Consider the following 19,220-nt stretch of genomic DNA (forward strand, 5'->3'; position numbering starts at 1 on the left):
CCAGTTCAGGCAGTTCAATTCACCGGAGCTTGAGCGTTTGCCCTGAACAGACGCACATGCGAAACAGCGGTAGCCAAGAACGAAATAATAACGTCCCAGACTACCGCTGTTATATTGAACTATCGTGTCCCGAATGTCAGAAAATATTCCCAGGTTCGGGCAACCCGCCGCCTACTGTTCTACCAGTACGCCGTCCTGCAAATGCAGCACCCGGTCGCACCATTCCAGCATCCGCTCGTCGTGGGTCACCATAACAGCCGCTTTGCCTTCGTTCTTCACCTCGTCTGCGATCATGCGCACAACCTCTTTGCCGCGGCTGTAATCGAGGCTGGCTGTCGGCTCATCCGCGAACAGAACCGCCGGCTTGTTCATCCACGCTCTGGCAATCGCCACCCGCTGCTTCTCGCCGCCGGAGAGCTTCTCGGGATAATGGTTGCGCCGCTCCCAAATGCCCAGCCGCTTCAATAGATAGGCTGAACGCTCCTTTGCTTCTCTGGTACCAAGCTTCGCCAATCTGGCTACGTACAGTAATTGCTCCTCTACTTTCAGATACGGAAGAAGCTGTGCGCTTTGGAACATAAAGCCGATTTTTTGCAGCCGCAGTTCAGTCAAAGCGCCTTTATCCTTATTGCCCAGCGGCTCGCCGTCGATGTAGATTTCCCCGCTGGTCGGAGTCAGCAGCGCTCCTGCGGCGGAGAGAAAGGTGCTTTTACCGGAGCCTGAAGGCCCCAGTACAGCAACAAATTCACCTTCCTTTACGGTAAGGTCAAGAGACTTAAGAATGGTCATTGCCCCATCCCCGTCACCATAGGTATGTGTCACTTGCTTCATCATCAGTTTGGCGCTCATGCTCCAGTCCTCCCTATCGCTTCCAAGGCGTCTACTTTAGCTACTCTGGCTACGGAAATTAGCGAGCCTAACAGGGACATACCCACAAACAGCACACTGGTCAGCACAATCGTCCGGCCTTCCAACTGAAACGGCATCGAATCCGGCAGCCCCATATTCATTCCATAGGTCAGCAGCAGGCTGACCGCCAGACTGGCAACGGAGAGGATCAGCACCTGACCGACGACACTCCAGGCCAAATAGGACATTTTCGTCCCCATTGCCTTCAGGATGCCGAACTGGCTGGACTTCTGGATCGTGATCACATAGAAGAATACCGCAAGCACGAACCCGGCGATTACGAACAGGAACACGATCATCATCAAGAGAGAATTCTGTTCCGCGGAATAACCGGGGATGCTGGCGATCGCCTGCTTTTGCGTAATGACCTCCACATTGTCCAGCTTGCTTGTGATCTGTGTGGCCTGGCCGGAAGTAGCCTTGAGCGCAATTACATTAAAAGGAACCGTCTGGGCGCTGCTGCCGCCCTGTCCTGTACCCTGTCTCATCGCCTGCCAGTCCAGATTGTTGATGTACACGACAGGAGTATGGCTGTAGGAGCTGTCTTTCACAAAACCGGCTACCTTAAAGGTCAGCCCGGTAGCTTGATCCTTCACCAAGCTGCCGATGCTGATTCCCGACTCCTTGAGCTTCGAATCCACAACCGCGCTGCCGGTAATCTCATTGGTAATGCCAGCACCCTCTACCACCTTTGGAGCCAGCATACCGTCCATATCCACGGCAAAATAAGTAATGTCCGCCTTCACATCGGCACCGTCCGCCGTAATCGTGCTCATCTGCACCGCCAGCGGTGTTGCATGCTTGTCCCCGGCAATCGAACGGGCGGCGGCAAGCTCGGTATCACTTAATTGGGAACGTCTGAACGTATGATCAGCGTCGCTTTGCACGGCAAAATAGTTCGCGGGCATATTTTCCACGGCTGAAATATTGGCATAGGCAAGGCCCCTGGCCAGTCCGGTCACGAACAGGACCAGAAACGAGACCAGCAGCATAATGACCATTATGAGGCTGTAGCGTGCTTTGGAGTGCCTCATCTCCCTTATCGCCAAAAACATGTAACCACTCCTTCTGCTCTGTATGACCACAGTTTAGAAGGTGAAAATGAACGCAGTATGAATAATAAATTACAAGAACGGCAGTGTCACCGTAAAGGTTGTCCCGGTCCCCGGTGTGCTCGCTGCTTCGATGGTGCCTCCATGCACCTCGATGATTTTACGGGCTATCGCAAGCCCCAGGCCGGTGCTGTTGCTGTCGCGGGTTCGCGCCTTGTCTACTTTGTAGAACCGGTCAAAAATCATCGGCAGTTGATCCGCCGGAATTCCCTCGCCCGTATCTGCTACTGTAACAATGCAGCTTTGATCCGAGACACGCGCCGCTATGGCAATGGAACCGCCAGCAGGGGTATATTTTACCGCATTGGACAAAAGATTCATCCACACCTGATAGAGCAGATTCGAGTCGCCTTCAAGCGTGATATCCGCCACATGCAGCCGTACAGCAAGCTCCTTCTCCGTCAGCCTCCACTCCATAATCTGCACAACCTGGCGCAACTGCGCACGGAGGTCAAAACGCTTCTTGTCCAGCGCATTCTCATCATAATCGAGCGACGACAAGGTGAGCAGTTGCTTGCTCAGCATGGATAGTCTGCGGCTCTCCTCCTCAATGATGGACAGGTACTCCACTCTCTGCGGGTCCGGCAGCGTGCCGTCCTTAAGCGCGTGGGCAAAGCCCTGAATAGAGGTCAGCGGCGATTCGATTTCATGCGAGACGTTGGCGACAAATTCCTGCCGCGCCCGGTTCGTCCGCTCCAGCTCCCGGCTCATGATCATAAAGTGGGAGGCCAATTGGCCGATTTCATCCCGCCGCGCGGTATAGAGCTTAATATCGTACCTGCCCTTGGAGATTTTCTTCGTCGCTTCGGTCAGCCGGGTGATCGGTTTCACCACATGAAGGACAGTAATCAGAACGAAGATCAGACTGAACAGAATTGTAAAAGCAATCAGCACCGCAAAAAAGATCCGCAGCTCGCCGAACTGCACCTCCGCATCCGGACGCATAAACAGCGCATAGGTCTGGCCGTTCATACGTATGGGCACCCCTATTGTGTTGCTAAGCTGATTATCGAAGAATCCGGTAATAAACGCCTTGCTTGGAAAGTCCGCTACGCCATGATAGATGCCGCCGGCCAGTACCTTTTGCAGCACTCCCTCTTCCAGATCATTTTTGCGGAAAGGCAAGCCATAGAACCGTTCATCGCCCTGATCATTCGAGAGATATATTTTGTAGCCCAGGGAGGCGGTGCTTTGCAGATATTCCTCTGCCGTATCCGGGTGGTCCCCGATAAACTGCTGCACCCCGGTGGTCATTTCGGTCAGCTTGGCGTCGTTCTGCGGTTTGACTGCAGCCTGATAATAGGCGTTGGATACGAGAAAGCCCAGCAGGCTGCTGATCACAATCACCGAGCAGAACAATATACTCATTCTTACATAGAGGGATTTCATAGGTTTACCAGCTCGACTTTGTAGCCGATGCCCCGTACAGTGCGGATGGTAAAATCATTGCCGTAATCGCTGAACCGGTCACGCAGGCGTTTGATATGTACATCCACCGTCCGCTCGTCACCCTCGTAATCCGCTCCCCACACCAGCTCAATCAGCTCACTGCGCGAGAATAGACGCCCCGGATACTGTGCAAGCTGTGACAGCAGCTCAAATTCCTTCACCGGCAGCAAAAGCACCTCCTCACCGCTGCTGATCTCATAATTCTTACGGTCAATCACCAGTGAATTGAGGCGGATCTTGTCGCTTGCAGCCACCGAATACCGTCGGAACAGCGCCTTGATGCGGAACAGCAGCTCCTCCGGCTCAAAGGGCTTGGTCACATAATCATCCGTCCCGCGCAAATATCCCTGCTCCTTATCGCTGAGCTGCTGGCGGGCGGTAAGCAAAATAACCGGAATATCATACGTTTCCCGAATGTGCTGACACAGCTCCAGCCCGTCAATATGCGGCATCATCACATCCACCACCGCAAGATCGACAGTGCTTCCCTTCATCAGCTCTATCGCTTCCCGCCCGTCGGCGGCTTCTACAGCCAAATAACCATCCCTGGTTAACACATGCCGCAGCAGCGTGCGGATATTCACATCATCATCGGCTACCAATATCTTCTTCATTCCTTCACACTCCCCGATAAATCCCTGCATAGCTGTCCTCATCGTAGCAACATTGGCCCGATTAGACAACCAAGGCTGCTAATTCCGGGGATTAACAAAAGGCAATATGCTCATCTTAAGCGCAGTTACAGGGCGTCCCATCAAACGCTGCAAATCCTCTGAGACAGACACCGTATCAATGCTGCTCACAAAATTGTATATCCAGTGCTGAGCTGCGGAATCCTCCACATGAACCACCGGTTTACCGGCAAGCTCTGCAAGCGCCTGTGCCAATTCGGTAAAGGTCCATGTCTTCGGTGCAGCCAGCTCATAAATCTGCCCCTCATGCCCGCTTCCGGCAAGTATTTGTGCGGTTGCCAGCGCAAGATCGCTGCGGGTAACGGCATTGAACCGCCAATCTCCGGGTAACGCCCGGAGCACACCGCTGCTTATCGCCTCGTTCAACCCGAGCACACCCACGAAATCAATGTACAGCGCATTCCGCACAAAAGTATAACTAAGCCCTGAATCGAGGATCGCCTGTTCCGTCTGCGCGTGTACATTACCCGCTGCCTTATTGCCATGCTGCGGAAAAGCAAAGCCGGTATAAAGGATATGCGCAACTCCTGCTTTCTTAGCTGCTTCCACTACGTTAGTGTGCTGCGTGATCCGGACAGCATCATCCGTATGCGGGCTGGAAATCAGCAGCAGCCTGGATACCCCCGCAAAAGCTTCCTCCAGCGACTCAGGCACATCATAATCTACGCGGCGAAGCCCGATTCCCCGTTCCTTAAACGCCTTCCCCTTGTCAAGCTGGCGCATACCGGCAATGATCTGCTCTGGCGGAACCTGCTGCACAAGCTGTTCTATAATCAATTGTCCAAGCTGGCCTGTGGCTCCGGTAATCAGGATTGTCATATTTCGTTCCCACCTTCAATGTTAATTTAGTTAAGCTATTAACTATCATTTCAGAGGTACTGCTGAGCATTTGCATCGGGATTGTTTCAGATTGTAGCTGCAACGAATTTCTCAACCGTAAGCTAAAGCATCCACCTGAATGTTCGGACAATCTTTGTCATTGCCGGGATCACTTTGCAGCTTACCAATCATTGCAGCTTGCCTTACTACACAAATTACTGTCTGTTCAGCTTGCTCAGCAGCGACATCAGTTGTCTTAACTCCTCTGCGTCCAGCCGGTTCATCTTCTCCGCAATGGCAATGCGGTTCCCGGGAAGCTGCTGAGTCAGTAGAGTGCGTCCTGCTTCAGTAAGTGAAATAATCGTCTTCCTCCCGTCTTGGACATGCTCGGCCCTGCTAATGAATCCATCCCTCTCCAGCGGCGTCAGCAACAGGCTGATATTCGCCTTGGTAACCCCAATCCGTCCGGCTAGCACCGAAGGAAGAATGGCTCCGCCTTGCCGGGCAATCTCCACCAGCACACGGATTCTTGCACCGTTCAGCCCTTGCGACTGCCAGTATTTCTCGGATACCGCCACCAGATTCGCCGTCGTCTCCACCAGAGCAAAAAATGCCTCATTAGGCGCGGGCAGGTCCAGCACAAGCTGCTGCAAATCGTCTATCTCTGTTTTTTCATTTCCCATGCTGTCTTCTTGCATTCTGTCCATTGATATTGTTCCTCTCCATTTAGTTAATAGCTTAACTATATTGAAATAAAGGTAACTTATCCCGCGGCGAATGTCAAAGGAATGTTTGGACAGCCGCTGCCGCCTGCAGATTTCATGATTTAAACCGCTCTTCGCGGTGGAAATCCGCAGACAGCCTATTGATACGGCCAGCTTTCCTACGGAAAGCTCTCAGGCGGACGCTCTCGCTCCGTAAGTATCCAATCTTCCCCTACGCCACTTATTTAGAAGATAAAAAGGCCGAACGGATGCCTGCCTGTCAAACCAGGACAGGGTTGCCGTGAATGGACTCCTCTCCATATTGCTTGCTGCCTTCCAGCATAATCTCCAGCTTGATCAGCTCGGAGCGGCTGGCCAGACGGATCGGAGGTCCCCAGGTCCCATAACCGGAGGAGACGACTACATGCATGTTATCCTTGCGCAAGTAACCCCAGTCCAGCTCAAACAGCCGTTTCGTAATCCAGTGATTGGGGGCAATTTGCCCGCGGTGCGTGTGACCGGAGAGCAGAACATCTACCCCTGCCTTGGCTGCCAGGTCAAATCCGGTTGGCTGATGGTCCATCATAATGACAGGACGCGAGAGATCAAGTCCCTCCAGCAAGGATGCTACGCTTTTCCGTCCTCCGGCCTCCATGGACTCCGCAGTTTTGTCTTTCCGGCCAACAATATAAAGACCTGCCGTTTCCACTACCTCATCCTGCAGCACTTTGATGCCGATACTGTTCATGAGTTCCGTGTATTCAGCGATAGAGCCGCCGTAATATTCATGATTGCCCAGCACCGCATATACACCGTAACGCGCCTTGAGCTGCTTGATCTGCTCACTCATCCGGTTGCGGATAAACGGCTCAATGCTGTCATCCAGCACATCCCCGGCGAGCAGGATGATATCCGGCTGCATCCGGTTGATTTCCGCAACCATTTTGCGCAGATGGCGGTTGCCGACAATGTTGCCCAGATGCAGATCGGAAGCGACAGCAACGGTAAGCGGAGCGCTCGTTCCAATGGACTTGCCGATCTGCAGCGGATGCTTGCGCACGACTGTGCTCCAGGCATTGCGTGAGCCCCAAATCAGGAAGACGGCAAGCAGGACCACCAGCGTTGCTCCAGCCTCAGCGATAAAGGCAGAGCGTTCAACGCCCATCAGCCCCAGCACCCCATACAGCAGATCAGTAAGCGGCAGCATAATAACGGCAAACTCCATGCAAGCCAGATAATAGGAGCCGACAACCTTGAACAATCTGCCTACAGGCTTCACCGCCCGCGGCCAGGGAACCATCCCGATCATGTAGGCAAAAGCAACGAGCAGAAAAACAGGCCAATACACCGCGGCCGAAATACCCGGCAGCGAGTAATCAAGCAAAACCCAAAGATGGAAGCCAATGTAGACATTCACAAGTCCCAGCACAAGCAGCATGACCAGACCCGAAGCGAGCATACGCAATATTTTCATGATTCCACTCCTTTAGCCCACAGTTTATCTATTCGTTCTACCTCAAATCATAACACAAAGTATTTGACGAATATAAACTCTGCCCGGGGGATGAGATAAACCTGCCGCTCCATACCTACATTCCTTAAAAAAAGCAAAAAAAAGAAAATGCCCTGCGGCATCTTCATCTTTTTATATCCAGGTTATACAGCTTGGTTGCCCTTATTGGCAATGCATTCACCGATCAGCTTATCACATTTGTTAATATGATTGAGCAGCCAGTCCGTCAATGTACGGTTCAGCTTGATCGTGGAAAGTACGGATACACCCTTCGCCTTTACGCTTTCTTCCAGTTCCAGTACGGTTTTTACAAACTCGGCATGGGTCTTGCGGTGCTCGGCCAGTTCGGGGAAATCGATCTCCTCCATCAATTCTTCCTCGTTGCCGAAATGCTCAAGCGTGTACTCCTTCAGAAACTTCAGGGTTTCTTCGATTTTTTCTTTTCCCTGCTGGTTCGTGCATGCTTCAAAAAACTCGTTCAGCTTCGCAAGCAACTGTCTGTGCTGGCAGTCAATCCGCTCCACTCCAATTTCGTAAGATTCCTTCCAGTTAATCACTGCCCCACCCTACCCTCTACCATAATTTACATTTGACAAGCTTAACTAATTCTCTACTTATCTGCATAAAAGTTCTATAAACAACATCACACGACAAGGTGCAACAAAATATTGGTCTGTACTACATACAGGTATGGATGGGAATGTCATTTACAGTTAGGCTCGCGGAGGAGTACTATTAGGTCACAGTAAAGAAGCAGCTCTGCTGCTCTCCGATGGAAAGAAGGTACACTATGTGGGACAGATACTTCGGTAAAAACGCTGGACAGCCGTTGTTTACTCGCAAAATCTCTGGAATTGGCTGGAACCTAAATCCCAACCACCCGCTCACTTGGCTGATCATGCTTGTTGCACTGGTAATTATAGTATACTCTGTATTCACGCACTAGCACTGATTGCACGCTATGAGCCAAGGGTTATGACCGGTTATGCTCTCCCTGCAATAGATCCTCCCGCAGATTCGTCAGGATCTCTCCTAACCAGTTAGTGCCGCGCCAGGTCGCTCTGCTGCGGATACGACAGTCATCCTCGGCCAATCCAACACCCCAAATCCGGTCCGTTGGGCTGGCCTCCACTAGTGTAGTCCCCTTAGTACCCAGCAGGATCTTCAGCAGCTCCTCATTCTGAAGGAATTTTTCCTTATTGCCTTGGTAGACAATCTCTTTGCAGTGCTTATCCCATACAGCTTTATCGAAGCCGCTCACATTCCTTCCCAGTTCCTTCTGCTCCCTGGGGGTTCTGGCCCTTAAGATCTGCTTGGCTATTTCTTCATCCTTAAATAATCGTGCTTTGCCATACATCATGTACTGCTCCGCGCAATCGAACAGATTTCCCTCCACCGTAAAACTGCAGGGATACCACTGTGAAAATGGCGATGCGCTCCGGTAAAAATAAGTAAATTGCTCCATTAGTAACTCTCCATTCTACATTAATTCAAATCCTGGTTCACGTTATAGCGGTATAGCTTCGAAGGCCGATGACCGGCATCCTTGGTGAATTCCTCTGTCTCAGTCACGCTGCCCGCGATTTTGCGGCGGAAGGCGGCAGCGAGCAGCTCTTTGCCCAGAATAATCTCGTAGACCCGCTGAAGCTCGGACAAGGTGAACAGCGGCGGCAGCAGATTGAAAATAATACCGGTATATTCCACCTTGCCGCGCAGGCGTTCGATGGCATATTGAATCATCTTCAAATGATCGAAGGCGAAGCCGTCATTCTCCGCAATTTCACGTTCAACCCGCCGGACGTGGCCTTGAACGGTTTCCGTAATTTTTACCACACCTGTCAAGGTTGTGCTCTCATTCGTCAGGGTAATGCGTATCCGCTGTTCCTGCTTATAGCCGTTTGCCTGATCTTCGCGGCTGGCCTCAAGCACATCATAAGACACCTTGAACCAATCCGCTGCATCGGCGTCATCCCCAGCCTGTACATTCAGGGCCGTGCGGTCAACCAGCGCCATGTAAGCGCTGCTGATGACACGCATCCGCGGATCACGCTGGACCTCTCCCCAGGTATAGAGCTGCTCCATGTAAATATTGTCGATGTTCGTCTCCGTGAACAGCTCCCGGCGGGCAGCATCCTCCAGGCTCTCATCCACAGAGACGAAGCCGCCCGGCAGCGCCCATTGTCCGAGATAAGGGTGCTCCCCGCGCTGAATCAGCAGAAGCTGCAGTGATTTCTCGGACAGCTTGCGGTAATTATTCTGCGCCTGCTCCATGACGGTAAAAATAAGCATGTCAACGGTTACGGACGGACGCTCATATATCCCGGGATTATACTTTTCTAAATATTGCTGCTCGGTTAAGCCGTTTCGGTCCGTTTTTGCTCGTTTGGTCATATGCTGACTCCTTTACTTTCTTTGATTATTCTCAATTATTATCATAGTGTTATTATCATAATGTTATTATAGACAAAGTTAATCGGCAGCACAACAAAAAAAAGCCTGATTCCTCAGGCTTCGGCTTCTATAATCAGTTGAATTTTAGATTTTCATATAGGGTCTGGTCGTAACTGCGGGGAATGTTTGGACTTCCGGCCGCTGTTGTCTGCATTATTACCGCACTTCTACCCTTTTTATGTTTTCTTCAATTCAACTTTTATAGCGAACTCCTCGTATGCATCTATACAGGCTCTATATGAACAAGAACATTCGCCACCTGGTGCCGGTCCTTCAACTGACCTTCAATTTCTTCGGTAATGTCATGGCTCTGGACTACATTCAGCGTGGAATCTACCAGCACCGTTGTATCAACCAGGACGTTATTGCCGTGTATCCGGGCTTTGATATCCTTAATGGATTCAACACCATCAACTTCAGCCACAGTCTGCTTCATCAGTTCCAGCTCTGAGGCATCAAATCCGTCAGTAAGGTCATGAGAGGACTTGCGGAATATATCCCAAGCTGTCTTGCAGATCAAGAGTCCAACTATCGTACCTGTCAGCGGATCAAGCCAAGGCAGACCAAACTGCGAGCCGATAATTCCGACAAAAGCACCGATACTTACAAGCGCATCCGAGCGGTTATCCTGTGCCACTGCATGCATGGCATTGCTGCTCAGCGCACGGGCCAAACGGATGTTGTATATGTAGACTACGAACATAACCAGGGCACAACCTGCAGCCGTCCAAGCGGCAATGAGATCAGGAGTCTCCAGAGCGGGCTGAATAAATTTGTTCGCACTCTGGTACAGAACCTGGATGCCTACAGCAATCATGATAAAAGAAGCAACGAGCGCTGCTATGGTCTCCGCTCTGTAGTGGCCATATCCGTGATTGGAGTCAGGCGGTCTTCTCGAAATCCGGAGTCCGACCAGAATCGCAATCGACGCTATAATATCCGTACTGTTGTTCAATCCGTCGGCAAGCAGCGCCTGCGATCCCGAGACCGTTCCGATAAATAATTTGACCGCAGACAGCAGTATGTAGGCAAATAAGCTTAGCCAAGCTCCTTTTTCGCTCTGTTTAATTTGGCTGTAGTTTTCCAAAAAAAGAACCTCCAAAAAATAGTATACTTCCATACTACACGCTGACCTTCGGGTGGGTCTAGAGAAACAGTGTTGCCGGACAGCGCAAGTGTTAACCCTGCCAAATAGAGTTGGAAGGCCGGAAGTGTTTTGCAGGTCGTAACATTGTTTGCCTCTGTTCAACTTTCACTATAAAATAAAAAAACGGATACCCTCCCCAATAGGAAAGTATCCGTTCCGGCTGTAAGCTGCCGGGATGAAGCGGCTCAAAAGAGCTGCTGATTCTGTTGCTTATTCGGCTGGAGCAGTGAAGGTGCGGGCGGCAAATTCTGCATCCAGCATGTAGAAGGCGTTGCTGTCGGTTTCGATACGTTTCAGCTTGGCGATAATATTGCTGAACAGCGCTTCTTCTTCAACCTGCTCATCAATGAACCACTTCAGGAAATAGATCGTTGCATGCTCACGCGCGTCCAATGCCAGGTCAGCAAGATGATAGAATCGTTTGGTGTTCTGCTGTTCATGGGCGAAGGCATGCTCGAATGCATCCAGCATCGAGGTATATTCGTTTTTCGGCTCAGGCAGTGCCGCCAGGGTCGCACGGTAGTCGCGGTCATTAAGGAATCTGTAGATCTTCATCGCGTGAAACCGTTCTTCTTCGGCCTGAATCAAGAAAAAGTTGGCGAAGCCATCCAGACTTTCACCGGAACAATACGCGGCCATCGCCAGATACACATGGGCAGAGTAAAACTCAAAGTTCATCTGTTCGTTAAGCGTGTTCACCAATTCTTCTTTCATTGACACGTCACCTCATCCTATTAATTTGTAATTACAGTAAGCAAGTCTTTATGTAAAAGTCCCCTTTATCTTATCATTACTGCTTGTTATTCAGCAATCGAAAGGAAGGGTATTTTCAAATGATCGGGTCAGACTGTAAAGCTCTCATTTCGGCTGTGGCCCTCACCAGTCTATTCCTGATTGGCGGCTGCAGCGGCAGTGCAACTTCCAATACTGCTTCGCCTGGGGAGGCGGTGCCCCAACAGACCGTTGCTGCGGTTCCCTCCCCTTCCAGAGCCGCGCTCCCAACTCCGGTAGATACAGCGTCTCCCACGGCTTCTGGTTCCACTGAAAATGGTGCTCAAGAGGCGATCACAGAGCAAATAGCCGGTATGACACTGGAAGAAAAAATCGGCCAGATGCTTCTTGTCGGCATTGAGGGTACAGCGCTTGACGACCGGGCCAACAAGATGATTGCCGAAGACAAGGTTGGCGGAATCATCCTCTACGCGGATAATATTAAATCCCTGAAGGGTATGGTCAAGCTAACCAATGACCTGAAGCGGAGCAATGAAGGCAATCCCGCCCCTCTCTTCATCAGCGTAGATCAGGAAGGCGGCAAAGTCAGCCGGATGCCGGATGAATATGCCGTGATCCCCGCTAACGGAAAAGTCGGCGCGACCGGCAATGCCGAGGCTGCGGGAATGATGGGCAGGCTGCTGGCCAGGGAGGTGCTGTCCGCCGGTTTTAACATGGACTTTGCTCCGGTGCTTGATATTAACAGCAACCCGGACAATCCGGTGATCGGCGACCGCTCGTTCGGCAGTACCGCGGACCGGGTAACGGCGCTTGGCCTTGCCGAGCTGAAGGGAATTGAGAGCGAGGGCGTGATTCCGGTGGTCAAGCATTTTCCCGGACACGGCGATACCTCCGTCGATTCCCATCTGGAGCTTCCGGTTGTGAATAAAACAACAGCTCAACTGGCGAAGCTGGAATGGCTGCCCTTCCAGGCTGCGTTCAAGGAGCAAGCGGATGCAGTCATGGTAGCGCATATTCTTTTTCCGAAGCTTGATCCCAAGCTCCCAGCTTCCCTGTCCAAGGTGATCATCGGAGCGCAGCTTCGCGGACAGATGGGCTTCAATGGAGTTGTCATCACCGATGATCTGACTATGGGGGCCATCGCCAAGAACTACAGCCTGGCTTCCGCCGCAGTGGATACGGTGCTCGCAGGCAGCGATATTCTGCTGGTTGCCCACGAATACAGCAATGAGCAGGTAGTGCGTAAAGCGCTGCTGACTGCTGTGGGAAGCGGAGATATTCCAGAATCTAGAATAGATGAGAGCGTCTACCGCATACTGTCACTCAAGCATAAGTATCAGCTTACCGACAATCCTGTCGCCGTTCCCGACCTTACACGATTGAACCAGGACATCAAAGCCTGGCGCAACACTTTGTAAGATTTTTTGGTTAATAAGTCTAGTTATTTAACAGAATCAGCCTGCTTCAGCGGAAAACTGAATTCCGTTGAAACAGGCTGATCTTCCATTAGGAACTATTGCAGAACTACAGTGTCCCCCGGCTTGAGTCCAGAGACAACCTCAGTTTTCTCCGTGGTTTCAATGCCAATCTTGATCTCCTTGCGTTCATATTGGCTATTTCCTTTGTCCAGCATAACAAAAGCCTTGTCTCCCTCGTGGATGACGGCAATGCTGGAGACTACAGTGGCTTTTTCCTTGCGCAATGTCTCGATATCCCCGCTAAGGCTGAGACCGCCGATCAAATGCTCTTCCGGCTGCAGAGAAATTACAACCTCGAATTGCGGTACTTGTCCAGCCGTGTTCTGGCCGGTGGTAGTGGTGGCGAATTTCGAGACCTTGGTCACCTTGCCTGCTATGGTTAAGTCCTTCATGGCAGTCATTTTCACCTTGACCTGCATGCCCTGCTTGATGCGGAAGATGTCCTGCTCTCCCACAAGAGCGATGAATTCGAGCTTGCCCAGGTCAACAATTTTACCGATGTATTGATTGTCCGTAAGCATTTGAGGACGTTCGGTGCTGCTGTCATACAGAAAAATCCCGGTTGCAGGAGCATGATACACGGCGGTTTTGAGCTTTGCTTTCTTCTCGGCAAGCTCCCGTTCCTGTATGGCGGAATTGGCCTGATTCAGTTCATCCGTCAGTCGCGCTGTTTCCTGGGTTGCAAGTGCCTTCAGCCGTTCAGCTTCAGTCCCTATCGGAGTCGCGGAGGTATCTTCCTGCTGGCTGACAAAAGCGTTCAGCTCCGCCTCCAGCTTCGCTTTGCGGATGGCTGCCTCAGTTGTGGCAATCTCGTTTTCCAGAGCCGACTCATCCAGCGTGAACAGCACATCCCCTTTCTTCACCTGTCCGCCGTTCTCCACCTTCCACTTTGTTACCTTGGATGCATAAGGTGCATAGACCAGCGTTTCCTCCTGGTATTTCGACTTTCCTTTGACCTGAACAGTGCTCGTAACCGTCTCTTGGGTAACAGGGAAGCTAATCACCTGCGGAGGTTCTACAACAGCCGCCGGCTCCTCTCCCTTAAAGACTTTGGTGTACAGGAGATAGCCTGCAGCACCAATGATTCCGACGATGATAATCCACTTCACGGTCCTCTTTATAATCCTTTTCATTGTTTCTGCTTCCTTTCAACTGGAAATACAAGAAAGTATAAGTTCATGGCTAATCACGCTTAATCGCTGTGAGCGCATCGGTCCTGGAGGCACTGATCGCCGGATAGATCCCTGAGAGCACTCCGGTCATAATCGCGAACGCCAAACCAATCGGAATCGTCACCAGCGGGATGAAAAAGGACAGGCCATCTCCAGAACTGCTTACGAGCTTGTTCAGTCCCATAATGATCAGATAAGAGAACAGCACACCCAGCAAACCGCCCAGCAGTCCAAGCAGAGCCGCTTCCGTGATGAACATATTGCGGATCTGCCTCATATTGGCGCCGAGCACCTTCATAATCCCGATCTGCCGCCGGCGCTGATGGGTTGACATGGTCATGGCCACGATAATTGAAATAGAAGCAATGACAAGGATGAATACGCCGATGCCAAGGGCCGCCATTTTGATCATGTCAAATTGCTCCTTGAGCTGATCCATTTGGTACAGATTGTCGTTCGCATTTAATGAGAGCTTCTTAATCAGCTCTTCCACCCGCTTGATGTTATCCATGCTGTCCACCTTCACGGTGATGGAGTTGTAGCTTCCTTCTTCCACGGATTGAACGGTTGCGTCGCTATTGAAGCTTAGCTCCTTTTGGAGCTGTGCGGCTGTCTCCAGAGACACATACATGATCTTATCGTAGGTTGCCCGGTCATCACTTGTTCCTGAAGGAGTGGCCAGAATCCCGCTCACTTGAAGCGGAGAGCTAAGCTTGACTGCTGGCTGTGTGGAGGACGAGCTGTAGTCCTGCGCCTGCAGTTGAACCTTCTGACGATACATCTCTGAAGGCACCACCATGAGGTTGTTGTACTGGTTCATTACATCCTGGTTGAAGGGATCGTTATTCATCGTTTCGAAAATCTTTTGCCGGGTCTCAAGGTCAATTAAGCCCAGGGTCGCCCCGCGGTTCAGGACAACCATACCTGCGAGGTCCGACGGTCCGCCTTGCTTGAAGGTCTTGTCATATTTGGTCAGCATGCGCAAATCCGTTGCGATAACCTGAACGTCCGTAATCTTGTTATCGACGGTAAGCATCTGCATATAGCCCGTATCCTGAAAAGGCGCTGCGGCAACCACGTGATTAAGACCCTGTATGATCTTCAGCTTCTGGAAGGTCAGCTTGCCGGGATCAAGGTTGCTGCTCGTACCTGAAGATGAGCCGCTGCTTCCCTTTGAAGAAGGAATGCCGCCGCCCGGAGTGACCGTAATTTCATCCATCTTGAAATTACGGTTCACTTCATTGGTCACATAGACCTGAGCGGATTGTCCGATGCTTAGTGCTGCAATAATTGCGGCGCAGCCGATGGAAATCCCGGCCATACACAATCCGGTAACCACCTTGCGCCGCTTGACCTGATCCCAGGCCATGCGGGAAATATCCCTGATTTTCACGGATTCCCCTCCTCTGCGAGCTCCGTTTCCACCGCTGTCTGCTGTCCGTTAATCAGATATCCGTCGCGTAGCGAGAAGGTACGCTGCATTTGGTCCGCCACTTCCTGCTCGTGGGTTACAACAATAAATGTGGTCTTCATCGTTTGATTCAGCTTCAGCAGAATGCTGATGATTTCCTCCTCCGTTTTGGTATCCAGGTTCCCGGTGGGCTCATCCGCAAAGATGACGGAAGGCTCGGTGATCAGCGAGCGGGCAATACTTACACGCTGCTGCTGTCCGCCCGATAGCTGTGAAGGGAAGAGATTCGCCTTGTCGGGAAGCCCCACCTGCTCCAGCAGGGCCAGCGCCTTCTGCTTGCGGATGGAGGGAGATACCGACTGGAATACCAGCGGCAGCTCTACATTCTCCCTTACAGTAAGACTGGTAATCAGTTCGTACGCCTGAAAGATGAATCCGATGTGCTTGCGGCGGAATTCGGCAAGCTTGTTCTCGCTCATCCGGACGATATCCTGATCGGCAATGTAAATATGGCCTTCAGTCGGCTTCATGAGACCCGCCATCAAATTCAGCATTGTAGATTTGCCGGAGCCCGAGCTGCCCAGAAGGGCAACCATTTCCCCCTTTTTTACGTTAAAGCTGATTTCGTGAAGGACCTTGGTCCATTCATTGCCGGTCTTAAAGGAATGTGTAATTTTATCGACTCGCAACATAAAAGCTGCTCCTTCTTATACTGTGATAGATGGAACCCTTGTTATTTCTCAGTGGCCGGCTTCTCAGTGACTGGTTTCTCAACGACCGGCAGCGGTTCATAGGTCAGGAAATAAGTCTGGTTGCCCAGCTCAATCCGCTCGCCCTGGAATTCATCATACAACGTAATTTTGTAAGAACCGCCTCCAATCTTCTTGTACAGGCTTCTGACAATCGTTGTGGAGTACGTATTGTTGTCGCCTTCTGTCAGGTCTGTGCCAAGAGTGAGCGATTTCTCCGTGGACTGGCCGTAAGGATCAGTGATTTTAACGATCAGCTTATGACTCAGTGCTTGCGTATCATAGGTGCGGTCCTGCATCAGATTGTAATTCAGTACAATGCTTATGGTGTCACTGCCCTCCGTAATTTTGCCGTCCGAGCTAAGCACCGTCAGGATATACGGATACAGCGAGATTCTCGACAGATCCTTCGCCGGAGTGACCGTCTGCGGAGTAAGCTTCAGCGAGGCAATATTGATATATCCGGTTGCTTCCTGACCAGACTCGCTAAGCTTGCTGCCGATAATTCCGGGACCTAGATACATAGAGATTTCCGAGGTTGCCACCGATTTCGGAATCTTGGTCCAGAAGGTAATCAATTGCTTGCCTCCGGGGGCCGCAAGCCCCGTAGTCTGGGCAGGCTGCGCTTCATAGAACTGTCCGTCCGTGGTTTGATAATAGGCCTGCATACGGGCTAGTGCGCTTTGTCTCTTTTCCTCATTGCTCATCAGCAGCTCCGTATAGATAATTTTGAAGTTCCCGCCGCCCGGATAGACGATGGTCCTGTTCTCCTGAAGCTTGGCGTTTTTACCTTTGCCTGAAACCGTGTAGCTGCCTCCGCGTTCAATGGAAGGAATGTCGTTGATTGCACTGTTTGTGGTCAGCGACAGGAACGGCAGCTTCTCCTCGTTTACTGTAGTGTACATGCTGATGTTCATTGAATCGAAGTTTTCGGCATATGGAATTTTGGTGATGATGGAGATTTCAGCGGTTTTTCCCGGGGCCAGTTCTTGGGAATCCTTATCCAGCAGCAGGTCTGTGGAAGCGGACAAATCCAGATTTCCCACCTTCAGCGCACCCTTCAGCTCCGGCAGGGAAAGTGTTACAGCCTGTGTATTGGTCAGGTTTACTTTGGCTACAACGATATCGTCATCCTTCCACGGGTAACGCTGAATCGACTGCAGGCTGTAGGAGAAGGAACCGAAAGGCGTGGTGGTCCGATACTCCTGCCCTTTCTGGATATCGGCACGAGGCATATACGGAATGGTGAAATAAGCTATCGGGAAAGTAATCTTAGCCGCATCACTTTCAGTTCCCGCTGTTACCCCTCCGGTTGTCCCGGATGCACCGGCTGCATCAGATGCTCCGGAGCCGCCGGAAGACTGCACCTGGCCTTGGCTGACCGCTTCGATCATTTGCAACTGCAGCGTGTTCTGCTCCACCTCAAGCGGGACCTGGGCAGTGAGCGGAATCACCTTCACTTCCAAAGGTCTGAGCGTTATGCCGTTTAAGGCTTTGGCGTTGACAGGAAAGCTTGTCCCTTTTGCAGATTTGACGGCAAGCTCATATGTGGGAAGAGTGACTGCCTTGTTCCCGGTATTTTTCAGTTCAAGCTGAAAAGACCAGGCAGCCGATGCCTTATCGGGATACACCGAAGCATTGCTGAGCTTGGTTTCTATAGTATTGCTGTTGATTGTAATTTTCTTAATGGCTCCGTTAGCCACCACAAGATTTGGAATTGTCACTGCCGGAAGCTTAAACGCTGCACCGGCCAGCTCAAGCTTCAGAGTCTCATCCTTTTGTGTGAATTGCAGCCTCATGTTGTCGGTTTTCAGGTAGGCTGGAATTTCAGTCAGGTAGTAAATGCTCTTCTTCTCCTCTGGCTGTACCTTATAGCTAGATTGGGAACTATTCAGGGCCAGCTCAAAGGATGTCCCGCTGGACGAAACTAAATAAGCGGTGTAGCCGGGATCGGTAAGCACCTTGCTGCCTTTATTGGTCAGGCTTATTCCCACCTTGGCGTACACCTTGCCGCTATATTTATAGAGCTGAAGAGATTCTGCCGCCGCAGTAACAGGGATATTGTTCATAATCATATTCAGGCTTGTCCCGGTTGCCACCGTTGTAGAGTAGGCCGCCGGAAGGGCAAAGCTGCCTGCCTGCCTCAAATATCCTTTTGCCTTGGCATCCCAGACGTACATGGACACCTTGAAGCCCTGAAGCGACTTGGTCTGGCCTACATTGACATAGTAAGTCACTCGCAGGTTTTCTTTGGCTCCGACCTTCTTTTTGAGCACATCGGCAGTTACCGGATTGGCAGGAATCACGGACCCGCCCGGTGTAACTACCCGCGAGAAATATTGCGTTAAATTTGCGTTTGCGCCGCTTGCATTGGAATAATTCAGCGTATACGCCAGAATGTTGCCGCCAGGCTGTGCCCATATATTCACATTTTCAATTGTTGCCGTAACCCCTGGCGCCATTTGGACAGGTTTTATTGCAGACGCCGCCGCGGCTGCCGCAGATGCGGTCTTGGAGCTGGCTGCAGCCTTCACGGCTCCAGGTGTTATGCCGCCGGCTAATTGGCCGATAACAATGGTGCTTATGAGCAGGGCAACATATGTATTTTTATACGTTCTCATCAATTTCCCCCCAAGAATTTTAGCTAGAATAATTATAGTGGCAGCGGACGAGGGAAATGTATCCAATTTGTAACCCTTCCACTCCGGTTGTAACCTTATTGTTCCATTTATATCAAATACAGCGCAGAATGCCCCGTTTGTGTAATAAACTTCGATAATTCTCTATCCTGAAATAACGACATCCGGACAGAGGACATCGTTATGTAAGCCTGGAATTGGGCGAAGACAAATTGAGGGCCTTCTATGAAATAGCCTCGTCTG

The 19,220-nt window shown here is 51.1% G+C and carries 17 protein-coding genes; 1 reads left to right on the forward strand and 16 read right to left on the reverse strand.

The genetic code is table 11. From position 1 onward, the window contains the following. Positions 1–171 precede the first annotated feature (171 nt). The 12 genes from B212_RS0112595 to B212_RS0112660 all read right to left on the reverse strand — a co-directional run bounded on the left by B212_RS0112595 (position 172) and on the right by B212_RS0112660 (position 11,510). Positions 172–849 carry an ABC transporter ATP-binding protein gene (locus tag B212_RS0112595; protein ID WP_019911154.1) on the reverse strand — a complete coding sequence of 226 codons (678 nt, stop codon included), beginning with the start codon at positions 847–849 and terminating at the stop codon, positions 172–174. Next, on the reverse strand, positions 846–1,964 hold the full coding sequence (locus tag B212_RS0112600; protein ID WP_019911155.1) for an ABC transporter permease: 1,119 nt from the start codon (positions 1,962–1,964) through the stop codon (positions 846–848). The genes B212_RS0112595 and B212_RS0112600 overlap by 4 nt, the downstream gene beginning before the upstream one ends. A gap of 69 nt (positions 1,965–2,033) precedes the next feature. Next, positions 2,034–3,410, reverse strand: a complete 1,377-nt coding sequence (locus tag B212_RS0112605; protein WP_019911156.1) for a sensor histidine kinase — start codon at positions 3,408–3,410, stop codon at positions 2,034–2,036. Further along, positions 3,407–4,084, reverse strand: coding sequence for a response regulator transcription factor (locus B212_RS0112610; RefSeq protein WP_036669309.1), 678 nt, complete (start codon positions 4,082–4,084; stop codon positions 3,407–3,409). The genes B212_RS0112605 and B212_RS0112610 overlap by 4 nt, the downstream gene beginning before the upstream one ends. A 78-nt stretch (positions 4,085–4,162) precedes the next feature. Next, positions 4,163–4,981, reverse strand: a complete 819-nt coding sequence (locus tag B212_RS0112615; protein WP_019911158.1) for an SDR family oxidoreductase — start codon at positions 4,979–4,981, stop codon at positions 4,163–4,165. A 215-nt stretch (positions 4,982–5,196) separates the two neighbouring features. Continuing rightward, positions 5,197–5,688, reverse strand: a complete 492-nt coding sequence (locus tag B212_RS0112620) for a MarR family winged helix-turn-helix transcriptional regulator (protein ID WP_019911159.1) — start codon at positions 5,686–5,688, stop codon at positions 5,197–5,199. 277 nt (positions 5,689–5,965) lie between these two features. After that, complete coding sequence (locus B212_RS0112625) at positions 5,966–7,159, reverse strand: metallophosphoesterase (RefSeq protein WP_019911160.1); 1,194 nt, start codon at positions 7,157–7,159, stop codon at positions 5,966–5,968. 182 nt (positions 7,160–7,341) lie between these two features. Then, entirely contained in the window at positions 7,342–7,755 is a 414-nt protein-coding gene (locus B212_RS0112635) for a bacteriohemerythrin (protein ID WP_019911162.1), read from the reverse strand. A 416-nt stretch (positions 7,756–8,171) separates the two neighbouring features. Beyond that, positions 8,172–8,663 carry an NADAR family protein gene (locus B212_RS0112645; protein WP_019911164.1) on the reverse strand — a complete coding sequence of 164 codons (492 nt, stop codon included), beginning with the start codon at positions 8,661–8,663 and terminating at the stop codon, positions 8,172–8,174. A 20-nt stretch (positions 8,664–8,683) separates the two neighbouring features. Beyond that, on the reverse strand, positions 8,684–9,589 hold the full coding sequence (locus B212_RS0112650; protein ID WP_019911165.1) for an NUDIX hydrolase: 906 nt from the start codon (positions 9,587–9,589) through the stop codon (positions 8,684–8,686). Positions 9,590–9,872: 283 nt separating this feature from the next. Next, positions 9,873–10,736 carry a cation diffusion facilitator family transporter gene (locus B212_RS0112655; protein ID WP_019911166.1) on the reverse strand — a complete coding sequence of 288 codons (864 nt, stop codon included), beginning with the start codon at positions 10,734–10,736 and terminating at the stop codon, positions 9,873–9,875. A gap of 270 nt (positions 10,737–11,006) precedes the next feature. Beyond that, positions 11,007–11,510, reverse strand: coding sequence for a ferritin (locus B212_RS0112660; protein ID WP_019911167.1), 504 nt, complete (start codon positions 11,508–11,510; stop codon positions 11,007–11,009). Between the two features lie 119 nt (positions 11,511–11,629). Between B212_RS0112660 and nagZ the strand changes: the two genes are divergently transcribed. Next, on the forward strand, positions 11,630–12,946 hold the full coding sequence (gene nagZ, locus B212_RS0112665; RefSeq protein ID WP_019911168.1) for a beta-N-acetylhexosaminidase: 1,317 nt from the start codon (positions 11,630–11,632) through the stop codon (positions 12,944–12,946). A 95-nt stretch (positions 12,947–13,041) separates the two neighbouring features. On the opposite strand, the gene B212_RS0112670 is transcribed toward nagZ, so the two are convergent. Genes B212_RS0112670 through B212_RS0112685 form a run of 4 tightly spaced genes read right to left on the reverse strand, consistent with a single transcriptional unit; the run spans position 13,042 to position 18,959 of the window. Beyond that, on the reverse strand, positions 13,042–14,139 hold the full coding sequence (locus tag B212_RS0112670) for an efflux RND transporter periplasmic adaptor subunit (RefSeq protein ID WP_019911169.1): 1,098 nt from the start codon (positions 14,137–14,139) through the stop codon (positions 13,042–13,044). 49 nt (positions 14,140–14,188) lie between these two features. After that, positions 14,189–15,571 carry an ABC transporter permease gene (locus B212_RS0112675; protein WP_019911170.1) on the reverse strand — a complete coding sequence of 461 codons (1,383 nt, stop codon included), beginning with the start codon at positions 15,569–15,571 and terminating at the stop codon, positions 14,189–14,191. Beyond that, positions 15,568–16,281 carry an ABC transporter ATP-binding protein gene (locus B212_RS0112680; RefSeq protein WP_019911171.1) on the reverse strand — a complete coding sequence of 238 codons (714 nt, stop codon included), beginning with the start codon at positions 16,279–16,281 and terminating at the stop codon, positions 15,568–15,570. The genes B212_RS0112675 and B212_RS0112680 overlap by 4 nt, the downstream gene beginning before the upstream one ends. 41 nt (positions 16,282–16,322) lie before the next feature. Beyond that, the gene (locus B212_RS0112685; RefSeq protein ID WP_019911172.1) at positions 16,323–18,959 is read right to left on the reverse strand and encodes a hypothetical protein; all 2,637 of its coding nucleotides are present in this window, start codon (positions 18,957–18,959) and stop codon (positions 16,323–16,325) included. Positions 18,960–19,220: the final 261 nt, after the last annotated feature.

It is taken from the genome of Paenibacillus sp. HW567 (assembly GCF_000374185.1).
In the GTDB taxonomy this organism is placed as follows: domain Bacteria; phylum Bacillota; class Bacilli; order Paenibacillales; family Paenibacillaceae; genus Paenibacillus_AQ.